The organism is Sphaerobacter sp. (genome assembly GCF_019683595.1).
Taxonomy (GTDB): Bacteria; Chloroflexota; Chloroflexia; order Thermomicrobiales; family Thermomicrobiaceae; genus Sphaerobacter.
In genome coordinates this window covers 1-9,552 of the sequence record NZ_JADGHZ010000135.1, presented here as the reverse complement: position 1 = coordinate 9,552, position 9,552 = coordinate 1, and the positions used below count along the sequence as shown (strand labels likewise).

The window sequence follows — 9,552 nt, the reverse complement described above, 5'->3', positions numbered from 1 at the left end:
CGCTGTGGCTCGTGGGGTGGGAGATGTGTATATGAGAAAGAGCCACGGCGCTGCATCTCGGCGACGAGCTGGTCGTGCCGCAGGAAGAGGGCTTTGCGCTTGCCGCGCCAGCGGCGCGTCTCCGGGTGGTTGGCGAACCCCGGCTTCCCCTGCGTCAGGATCGACCAGAGCGCGTGCAACTCACGGTGCTCGCCGAGAAGATGCTGGCGGCAGAGGCACTCGGGCGGGAGATCCCAAATGCGCATGGGCTGCGTCCAATCGAACCGCTGCTGGCGGGCTGTTGTGGCAACGACCGCACGATGGACCGCTGCGCCCCCGCGCTCCGGCTGACGCAACCGCTCAGCCGCCGGGCTTACGCCTTCCGCGCTGAGGCCCAGAAGTAGACACCGATCGTGCCGAACATGATGATGAGTATGACCGGCAGAAAGGTGACGCCGATACCCGTTGCCTCACCCTGCGCCACCCGGACGATGCTCCACTCGAGGTAGGCGAAGAGCCAGGTCAGCTCCGCCTTCAGCCAGGTCATCAGCGTGCGCGCCAATCCGTACTGCCGCGGCGCGTTCTCCTCGGTGATCACCCGGGGATAGTTGAAGGCATGCGGGAACCGGTTCAGGATCGTGAGCCCGGTATAGAGCACCATCATCACGAGCGGCGGGAAGAGGACAGTCGCCTTACGTCCCCAGGAGTCCGGCTCCCCGGTCACGCCAAAGTGCGTCGGCACCCGGTCGGGCAGGTCGGGCCAGGCATACAGCAGGATGGCAACGGTGACGATGACGCCGACCAGCGCCAGCAACTCCCCCACGATCTCGAACGACGATCGCGGCAGGTCGAGCACCGGTCGCTGTTCTCGCTTCCAGGACGTCCCAGTCATACCGCTCCTTGTGGTAGGTGCTTCGTGTTGCGTGTTCCGTGTTGCGTGCTCCGTAGAGCGCAGGCTATACCGCTAGCTTCCCTCAACACTGGAATCATTATATAGAGAGTCCAATACGGAACACGAAGCACGCAACACGCATCACACATACACCCGGCCTTCGCGCGCGTACCGGCTGTCGCGCGGCCCGGGAAACGCCGGGTCGGTAATGGCCCGGAAGGTCGCGACTGCGGCGAGCAGGCTGTCGAGCGCGTCACCGCCCGTGTCGTCGAGCGCGGCGCGCCGGACCTCAGCAGGAATGGCGACCCGCTCCGCGAGTTCGAGCGCCTCCAGAATCCGGGCCCGGCCGGCGCGGCGCGCCTCACCCCGCCCCTTGTAGGGAGCATAGCGGCCGTCCCGCTTGAGCGTCGACGCCGGGCAGACCTCCAGCAGCCAGGCCCGCCCCGGCAACGCGGGCTGCATCGGGACAACGCAGGCGGCCCCGGCGGCCACCAGCGGCGTCAGCAGGTCGCGGATGCCGGTGTACGTCTGCCGGTAGATTCGAAGGTTGTACGGAGAGAACGGGGTTGCCGCCTCGATGTCGGTCAACCGGCGCAACTCTCGCCCACCGGCCGCGGCAACGTAGGCGCGGCGGAAGGCATCGGCGTCGGGGTACCGCCGGGCGAACCCGCGCGCGAACGACTCCCAGTCCCCCTCGGAGACCAGCCCCGCCGGTAGCCCGAAGGGAAAGTCGAGCCCGACAGCCGCGCCGGGATCCGCCGCGATGAGCCGTCGCAGGGCCGACAGCGCCGGTTCCCGCTCGGTCCCTCCGCCCGGCAAGTCCGCCGCCCGGTGGCACGCCTCGATCCGAAGGGCGCCGTCCACGACCTCCCCGCGCGCGATCCAGATCCGCCGCCCGGCGTCCCTCGCCCCGCTGAAGTCGACCCCGTAGACGCGACGCACCGCCCCTCCCCGGCCAGGAGCACACCCGCACGGCCGAATCGGCCGTCGAAGCGCGAGCAGCCTCTACCTATACGAACACCAAATCAGAACATATTTTCTACTCTGACTGTCTGTCACGCTTCGCCGCGGCCGAACCCGGCCTGGATCGCCTCGGCCCGCCTCAATCAGGGCCATCCACCAGCCGTGCAGCGCTCAGGATCGAGCCCCTGCCAGCTCGGGCAGGGGCTCCTCGTGTCGGCGGGGATTGTATCTGACCGCAACGCCGCTCCGGGACACACTGCTGCCCGGGTGCCGGACCCGGGCAGCGCGGTCATGCCTTGAAGTGGAAGTAGCCCTGGATGGCGTTGTGCCCCCGCAGATTCACGTCCGGCAGGCCGTAGTCGCGCGACGACTCGCGCCGGTAGTGCTCGGCCTTCGCGACGAACGCAGGGGAGCCGGGGATCGTGGAGAAGATGCTCTCGTTCAGGGTCGTCACCTCACCGGTGGGGCCGCGGTATGGCTCCATCGTCGCCTCGGCCATCGAGCCGATGGTCAGCGTGCCTTTCCCACCCTCCACCGTGAAAGTGATCGGCGCCCGCTGCCACAGGATCTCGCCATAGAGCCCGGCCACATCCGCCAGCGGCCCGCCAAGCTCGCCCGACCACGCCCGAATAAGCACCTCTTCCTGCTCCGGCGTGGCGGCGTCGTCGATGAAGAACACGCCGTGGATGTTACCCTCCAGGATGTTACCGGGGATGTGATCGATCTCGGCCAACGTCAGCCCGGAGACGTCCACGCCCTCGATCGTGCCCCGGTCGATGCGGTAGGCCTGCATCGAGTCGCAGGTCCCGTTGTCCGGGTCCTCGCCGATCCAGCACGGGCAGAGGACGTTGCAGTCACAGACTTCGAGCAGCCGGCCTTCGAGCTCGTACGCCATGGATCACCCTCCCTGCATGAAGATGCCCGGGGGCCGGGGCACGTTCGGGCCACACCTCCTGTTCCTTCGCGACGCGATGTGACCGCGACGGCTCGCCATGGGCTCCACTGGTCGGCGCGATCGCGCCGCGGTGATTCCCCGGCGCGAGCCGGCATCCTGGTCAGGTGTGTTCCGCTGGCCGTTCGCTTAGCATCTTCCACGCCACCATATCTTCACCTCGCGGGTGCCACACGCAGCCGCGCTGGAGGCGCCCGCCGCGTCCAAGACGGTATTGGCGATGACGACGTCGGCACTGCCATCCGCCACCCGGGAGTTCCTCGGCATGTCCCGGCGGGACTCACCGATGGGAGGTTCGTCCCCTGCGCGACGACGAGACGCGCATCGATCGGGAACGCCGGACCGGCGAACCGGGGTTGCCGTGGGACTCCTACGGGCAAGGGGTTAGCTCCAGGGCACCCCACCCCTCTACCAGCGGCTCAGCGGGCCGATGCGATGGAACTGTGGCCGCTGCTCTCCCGAACCTGATGGCCCTCACATGACCGTGCATGCCCCTTGATTCCGGTAGCCGCTTGGGAGTATTCTAAAGATTGTTTGATTAATAGACCAAGCGATTGGAGAAGCGGTGGACAAGCGGGCGTTCAAGGACCGGCTCTATGGCGAGTTCGCCACCGTGGCCAAGGCCCTGGCCAATCCCCATCGCCTCGAACTCGTCGACCTGCTGGCCCAGGCGCCGCGGCGGGTGGAAGAGTTGGCCGCCGAGGCTGGGATGACCGTGGCCAATACGTCGGCTCACCTCCAGGTCCTGCGGCGCGCGCGTCTGGTCGAGGCCGAGCGGGAAGGGGTGACGGTTACCTACCGGCTGGCCACGCCTGACGTCTTCACGCTCTGGCGCACGCTGCGCGATCTCGGCACCAGGCAACTGGCCGAGGTGGATCGCCTGGTCGAGACCTTCCTCGCCGACCGGGACGGACTCGAGGCCATCGATCAGGAGGAACTCCACCGGCGCATGCAGGACGGCAGTGTGGCCGTCCTCGACGTGCGCCCCGCCGTCGAGTACGAGCAGGGCCACATCCCGGGCGCGCGCTCGATCCCGGTGGATGAACTCGAGCGGCACCTCGCCGATCTCCCCAAGGACCGGGAGATCGTGGCTTACTGCCGCGGCCCCTACTGCGTCTACGCCGACCGGGCCGTGCGTCTGCTCAGCGCCCGGGGCTTCCGCGCGCTTCGCCTCGTCGACGGCTTCCCTGAATGGCAGGCCGCGGGGTACCCCGTCGAACGACACGGCTCCGCTGCAAATCGCGGCACGCCGCAGAGGAGCACTACGTGACAAGCCCGGTCCGAACTCCGTCGTCGGGTCCGGCGCTCAGCCTCGCCGCCAACTGGCGGCAGTTCACGCTCCTGGTCGTGGTGACCGCCTTCGTCGGCGCCATGGTCGGCCTGGAGCGGGCTGTGCTGCCGCTGGTCGCCGAGCAGGAGTTCGGCCTGGCCTCCCGCAGCGCGATCCTCTCCTTCATCGCGACCTTCGGGATCGTCAAGGCACTCGCCAACCTCGTCGCCGGCCGCCTCAGCGATCGCGCGGGCAGGCGGCGGATCCTTCTGGCCGGGTGGCTGTTCGGCCTGCCGGTGCCGTTCCTGATCATGCTCGCACCAAGTTGGGGCTGGATCGTTTTCGCCAACGTTCTGCTCGGCTGCAATCAAGGGCTGGCCTGGTCGACCACCGTGATCATGAAGATCGACCTGGTCGGTCCGGCCCGTCGCGGCCTGGCCATGGGCCTCAACGAGGCTTCCGGGTACCTGGCGGTGTCGCTCGCCGCGTTCGTCTCCGGCTACGTCGCGACCAGCTACGGCCTGCGCCCCGCGCCGTTCTACCTCGGGGTGGGCTTCGCCCTCGCGGGCCTGCTCCTCTCCGCCGTCTTCGTCCGCGAGTCACAGGGACACGCCCGGCACGAGGCTCTCGCCCGGCAACGGAGCACTGGGCGCAACGCGGCTGATACGCCGGAGAGCCCGCCGGCGTTCTCCGAGATTCTGCGCCGCGTCAGTTGGAAGGACCGGGTGCTTTTCTCGGCCAGCCAGGCCGGTATGGTCAACAACCTCAACGATGGGATGGCCTGGGGGCTCTTTCCGGTCGTCTTCGCAGCGGCCGGGCTCCCGGTCGATCAGATCGGGCTCCTCGCGGCCGTCTACCCAGGGGTGTGGGGGCTCGGCCAACTGGCGACCGGCGCCCTCTCGGACCGGATCGGCCGCAAGGTGCCGATCGTCGCCGGCATGTGGGTGCAGGCCGCCGGGGTCGCGCTCGTCGTGCTCACGGCCGGTCTCGACTCGTGGCTGGTGGCCATGGTCCTGTTGGGGATCGGCACCGCCCTGGTCTACCCCACGCTCCTCGCCGTGGTCTCCGACGTGGCACCGCCCACGTGGCGCGCCTCGGCGGTCGGCGTCTACCGACTCTGGCGCGATAGCGGCTACGTCGCGGGGGCGCTCCTCGCCGGAGCGCTCGCCGATCTGCTCGGCATCTCCTGGGCCGTCGGCGCGGTCGCCGCGCTCACGTTCGCCTCGGGCCTCATCGCGCTCCTGCGTATGGAGGAGACGGAGCCCTCCCACACAGCGGCCCCCTCTCCCCCGGTGGAAGAGGGGGCCGGGCTTCATTCGGGGTGAGGACCGCCCCTACCCCAGCGCCTCGGCGAACACCGACACCGCCGTGTCCACCTGCTCGCGGGTCAGGAGCAGCGGCGGGAGGAAGCGGACGGTGAGGCTTCCGGCCATGAGGGCAAGCACGCCGCGCTCCTGCATGGCACGCACGACCGGCGTCGCCCGGCTCTTGAGCTCCACGCCGATCATCAACCCCTGTCCACGCACCTCGCGGATCTTGGGGTGGGCCAGGGACCGGAGCTGCGCGATGAAGTAGGCCCCGACCTCGGCGCTGTGCGCCAGCCAGCCCTCGGCCTCCAGCGCCTCCAGCGTCGCCAGCCCCGCGGCGGCGGCCAGCGGGTTGCCGCCGAAGGTGGTGCCGTGCACCCCGCCTTCCAGCGCCCCAGCCACCTCGGCCGTCATCAGCGTGGCGCCGATCGGCACGCCGTTGGCAAGCCCCTTGGAGAGAGCCATCAGGTCGGGCGTCACCCCGGCGTGCTGGCAGGCGAACCAGGTGCCGGTGCGGAAGCCGGTCTGGATCTCGTCGAAGATCACGAGCGCGCCGGCCGCGTGCGCGATCTCCCGGGCACGGGCCAGGTAGCCCGGCGGCGCCGGGTGGATGCCGCCTTCGCCCTGGATCGGCTCCAGCACCACGGCGGCCGTGGCCTCGTCAACCGCCTCGGCCAGCGCCTCGGCGTCGCCGTAGGTGACGTGCGTCGCATCGGCGAGCGCCCCGGCGAACGGGTCGCGGTACTTCTTGTCGGCCGTGGCCGCCAGCGCGCCGAGGGTCCGGCCGTGGTAACCACGCTTGGCGGCGACCACCTTGGTGCGACCGGTGGCGACGTAGGCGAACTTCAGCGCCGCCTCGATCGCCTCAGTGCCGGAGTTGGACAGAAAGGCGTGGGTCAGCCCCGCCGGGGCGATGCTGAGCAATTTCTGGAGGAACGCGGAGCGTACGTCGTTGGCGAACGACTGGTGGCAACTCACCAGCGTGGCGGCCTGCCGCTGGATCGCCTCGGTGACTTTCGGGTGGGCGTGGCCGAGGATGTTGACACCGTAGTTGCTTACCAGGTCGAGGTAGCGGGTACCGTCGGCATCCCAAAGGTAGACCCCCTCGCCGCGCACCAGCGCGATGTCGCGCTTGGCGTAGAGCGGCGGCTGGAGATCCTTGTCGGTCCGGACAATGTCGACGTTCAGGGCCTGACTCATGCCTCGGCTCCAATCGGCGCGCTCGCCATCACCACGGTCCCTTCGCCCGCCAGGGCGCGCCGCACCGGCTGCGGCACGCGCGCGTCGGCGAAGATCACCCGCCCGATCCCGGCGGCAACGGCATCCACGCCCGCCTGCACCTTCTTCTTCATGCGCCCCCCGGCCGCCTCCATCGCGGCCTCGACGCTGGCCGGGTCACTGACGTCGATCTGCCGCACCAGCGAGTCCGGGTCGTTGAGGTCACGGAGCAGCCCGGCGGTGTTGGAGAGGATCACCAGCGCGTCGGCACCGAGCGCGAGACCGAGCCGCAAGGTGAGCTTGTCCCCGTCGACGTTGATCGCCTCCCCGGCATCGGAGAGCGCCGGGGGTGTCAGCACCGGGAGGTAGCCGTTGTCGAGCAGCAGGTCGATCAGCCGGGTGTCGATCCGGGTGATGCTGCCGGCGTAGTCCCCGCGCAGGACCTTCGGCTTGCCGTCCTCGATGGCGCGCAGGGTGTCCTTGCGTGGGCCGCGGGCGATGCCCCCGTCGAGCGCGCTCAGGCCGACCGCGTTGACGCCGCGCGCCTGCAACCCCTCCACCAGCCGCTTGTTGACCAGCCCGGCGTACACCGCCAGCATCAGGTCCATCGTCTCGGCGTCGGTGAAGCGGCTCACCTGCCCGGTCTTGGAATAGACAAGGCGCGGCTCACGCCCCATGGCGCGCGTCCACTCGTCCATCGTCGCGTTTGCGCCGTGGACGAACACGACCCGCTCGGTCTTCGAGAGTTCCGCCAGGTCGTCGAGCGTCGGCCCGGGATCGATCCCGGCGCTCCCACCCAGCTTGACGATCAGCATCGGTCCCTCCGTCGTCGTACGGGAAAACGCCCTCACCCCCAGCCCCTCTCCCAACCTTGGGAGAGGGGAGAAGTACAGAACACGGAATACGCGATACGCCACACGGCTCCCGTCCCTCGTTCCCCCTCTCCCAAAGTTGGGAGAGGGGGGTCAGGGGGTAAGGGCCGTCTCCTCCTTCACCAGATGCAGCGTGTAGCCGAGCCGGGTGCGCCACTCCTGCCAGGGTCGGAACCCGGCGACCGCCGCCAGCGCCCGCACGTGGTCGGCGCGCTGGTAGTGCGGGTCAGGGAAGCCCTCGCTCACCGAGAGGATGCCGCCGGGCTTCAGCGCGGCATGCAGCTCGCGCAGCACCGCGAGCTGATCCGGCGTCTCGCCCAGCACGGCGACCAGGAGCGCGCGGTCAAAGCTCTCCGGCTCCAGCGCACCGCTCCCCAGCGCCGCTTGCACGGTGCGGATGTTCGTCACCCCCTCGGCCGCCGCCCGCTGCTCCAGCTTCGCCAGCATCTCGGGCTGGATGTCGACCGCCACGACCTCGCCGTTGGGGGCGACCCGCCGCGCCGCCGGGATCGACAGGCGGCCCGTGCCGGCCCCGGCGTCGAGCACGCGCATCCCCGGTCGCAGGTCGAGTCGGTCGAGGATGACATCGGCCCGCGCGTGTTCAAACTGCGGCAGGCTGAGCACCCACGACAGTCGTGCCGAGAACGGCGTGGGCGCCTCTCGCTGCCGCCGCCACCAGACCGCGGCTGCTGCCAGCGCCCCGATCGCGCCGATGATGGTGAGAACACGTCGCATCTAGGGTCTTCCCCTCACCCCCGACCCCTCTCCCACGAGGAGAGAGGGGAGGAGCTTGGAACACGGAATTCGCTTGACAGATTGACCTAGGATAGGCAACCCCATCCTCCTTCCCCCTCTCCCCTTGTGGGAGAGGGGGCTAGGGGGTGAGGGGTGCCCCACTCTAAATCGGATGCAACCCCGGAAACTCCAGCCCGGCCGTCTCGTCGAAGCCGCAGCGAATGTTCATCGCCTGCACGGCCTGCCCGGCCGCGCCCTTCATCAGGTTGTCGATCGCCGCCATGACGACCAGCCGCTTGCCGTCCGCGTCCAACTCCCAGCCGATGTCGCAGTAGTTCGTGCCGGAGAGGATCTTCGGCTCCGGGTAGCGGTGGATGCCGCTCGCTTCCTTCACCAGGCGGATGAACGGTTCATCGCCGTACATGCCCCGGTAGATCTTCCACAGATCCTTGTCCGCCAGCGGCTCCTTCAGGAAAACGTGGGAGGTCGCCAGGATGCCGCGCACCGCCTCGACGCTCGTCACGGTGAAGTGCACGTTCGGCGCGACCCCGTCGACGGCCAACTCCTGCAGGATCTCAGCGCTATGCCGGTGCCCCGTCGGCTTGAACGAGCGGATGATCCCCGCGCGCTCCGGGTGGTGGCTGGAGAGCGTCACCTCGGCCCCCGCGCCGGACGAGCCGGTTTTGGCCTCGATCACGACCGGCATGGACGGATCGACCACCCCGGCCCGGAACAGCGGCGCCAGCCCCAGGATGGCCGCCGTCGCGGTACAGCCCGGCCCGGCGATGTAGCGGGCGGTGCGGATCTCCTCCCGGTGCAGCTCGGGCATACCGTAGACCGTGTCCGGGATCATCTCCGGGAACGGGTGGCTCCAGCCGTACCAGCGCTCGTAGGCGGCCGGGTCGCGCAGCCGGAAGTCGGCGCTCAGGTCGACCACGATCGAGCCGTGCTCCAGCAGATCCTTCACCTGGGGTGCCGTCGCCCCGTGCGGCAGCGCGGAGAAGAGCACGTCGACCCGCTCCAGCTTCTCCGGCGGGATGAACTTCAGTTGCGTCCGCTTGCGCAGGTTCGGGTGCACGGTGTGGACGAACTTCCCGGCTCGGGAGCGCGAGGTGACCTGTGTCACCTCCACCTCCGGGTGCCCCAGCAGCAGCCGGAGCAGTTCCCCACCGGCATAACCCGACCCACCAAGGATGGCGACTGAGAGAGTCATGGGAGTCCTTTCTGGGTCATGCGTGATGCGTCATGCGTCATACGTCACGCGTCATGCGTCCCCCTCACCCCCGGCCCCTCTCGGACGGAGCCCACCAGGGGAGAGAGGAGGAGTACTGAATACGCGATATGCGATACGCAGTATGCCCTAC

Annotated in this window: 10 protein-coding genes; 2 read left to right on the top strand and 8 right to left on the bottom strand. The window is 69.1% G+C overall.

Translation table 11 applies throughout. The features are described 5' to 3' along the window. The 4 genes from IRZ30_RS12875 to IRZ30_RS12860 all read right to left on the bottom strand — a co-directional run. On the bottom strand, positions 1-245 hold a 245-nt coding region (locus IRZ30_RS12875; RefSeq protein ID WP_294085720.1), incomplete at its 3' end, for a pyrimidine dimer DNA glycosylase/endonuclease V. A 107-nt stretch (positions 246-352) separates the two neighbouring features. Beyond that, entirely contained in the window at positions 353-871 is a 519-nt protein-coding gene (locus tag IRZ30_RS12870; protein WP_294085718.1) for a DUF1648 domain-containing protein, read from the bottom strand. Positions 872-1,012: 141 nt separating this feature from the next. After that, the gene (locus tag IRZ30_RS12865) at positions 1,013-1,813 is read right to left on the bottom strand and encodes a DUF429 domain-containing protein (RefSeq protein WP_294085716.1); all 801 of its coding nucleotides are present in this window, start codon (positions 1,811-1,813) and stop codon (positions 1,013-1,015) included. Between the two features lie 310 nt (positions 1,814-2,123). Further along, positions 2,124-2,729, bottom strand: coding sequence for a DUF1326 domain-containing protein (locus tag IRZ30_RS12860; RefSeq protein ID WP_294085714.1), 606 nt, complete (start codon positions 2,727-2,729; stop codon positions 2,124-2,126). Positions 2,730-3,351: 622 nt separating this feature from the next. On the opposite strand from IRZ30_RS12860, the gene IRZ30_RS12855 reads away from it, so the two are divergent. After that, positions 3,352-4,056 (top strand): metalloregulator ArsR/SmtB family transcription factor, encoded by a 705-nt coding sequence (locus tag IRZ30_RS12855; RefSeq protein ID WP_294085712.1) that lies wholly within the window; start codon positions 3,352-3,354, stop codon positions 4,054-4,056. Further along, the gene (locus IRZ30_RS12850) at positions 4,053-5,381 is read left to right on the top strand and encodes an MFS transporter (protein WP_294085710.1); all 1,329 of its coding nucleotides are present in this window, start codon (positions 4,053-4,055) and stop codon (positions 5,379-5,381) included. The genes IRZ30_RS12855 and IRZ30_RS12850 overlap by 4 nt, the downstream gene beginning before the upstream one ends. A 9-nt stretch (positions 5,382-5,390) precedes the next feature. On the opposite strand, the gene IRZ30_RS12845 is transcribed toward IRZ30_RS12850, so the two are convergent. The 4 genes from IRZ30_RS12845 to argC form a co-directional block, all read right to left on the bottom strand. Further along, positions 5,391-6,563, bottom strand: coding sequence for an aspartate aminotransferase family protein (locus tag IRZ30_RS12845; RefSeq protein ID WP_294085708.1), 1,173 nt, complete (start codon positions 6,561-6,563; stop codon positions 5,391-5,393). Next, positions 6,560-7,396, bottom strand: coding sequence for a [LysW]-aminoadipate kinase (locus IRZ30_RS12840; protein WP_012870705.1), 837 nt, complete (start codon positions 7,394-7,396; stop codon positions 6,560-6,562). The genes IRZ30_RS12845 and IRZ30_RS12840 overlap by 4 nt, the downstream gene beginning before the upstream one ends. Positions 7,397-7,546: 150 nt before the next feature. Further along, positions 7,547-8,188, bottom strand: a complete 642-nt coding sequence (locus IRZ30_RS12835; protein ID WP_294085702.1) for a class I SAM-dependent methyltransferase — start codon at positions 8,186-8,188, stop codon at positions 7,547-7,549. Positions 8,189-8,351: 163 nt separating this feature from the next. Further along, positions 8,352-9,401, bottom strand: a complete 1,050-nt coding sequence (gene argC, locus IRZ30_RS12830; protein ID WP_294085701.1) for an N-acetyl-gamma-glutamyl-phosphate reductase — start codon at positions 9,399-9,401, stop codon at positions 8,352-8,354. Between the last annotated feature and the right edge of the window lie 151 nt (positions 9,402-9,552).

What these genes read in the sequence shown, in the direction of transcription:
- argC (WP_294085701.1), bottom strand. Translation starts at nt 9,401, where the DNA reads ATGACTCTCTCAGTCGCCATCCTTGGTGGGTCGGGTTATGCCGGTGGG.
- IRZ30_RS12835 (WP_294085702.1), bottom strand. Translation starts at nt 8,188, where the DNA reads ATGCGACGTGTTCTCACCATCATCGGCGCGATCGGGGCGCTGGCAGCA.
- IRZ30_RS12860 (WP_294085714.1), bottom strand. Translation starts at nt 2,729, where the DNA reads ATGGCGTACGAGCTCGAAGGCCGGCTGCTCGAAGTCTGTGACTGCAAC.
- IRZ30_RS12870 (WP_294085718.1), bottom strand. Translation starts at nt 871, where the DNA reads ATGACTGGGACGTCCTGGAAGCGAGAACAGCGACCGGTGCTCGACCTG.
- IRZ30_RS12840 (WP_012870705.1), bottom strand. Translation starts at nt 7,396, where the DNA reads ATGCTGATCGTCAAGCTGGGTGGGAGCGCCGGGATCGATCCCGGGCCG.
- IRZ30_RS12845 (WP_294085708.1), bottom strand. Translation starts at nt 6,563, where the DNA reads ATGAGTCAGGCCCTGAACGTCGACATTGTCCGGACCGACAAGGATCTC.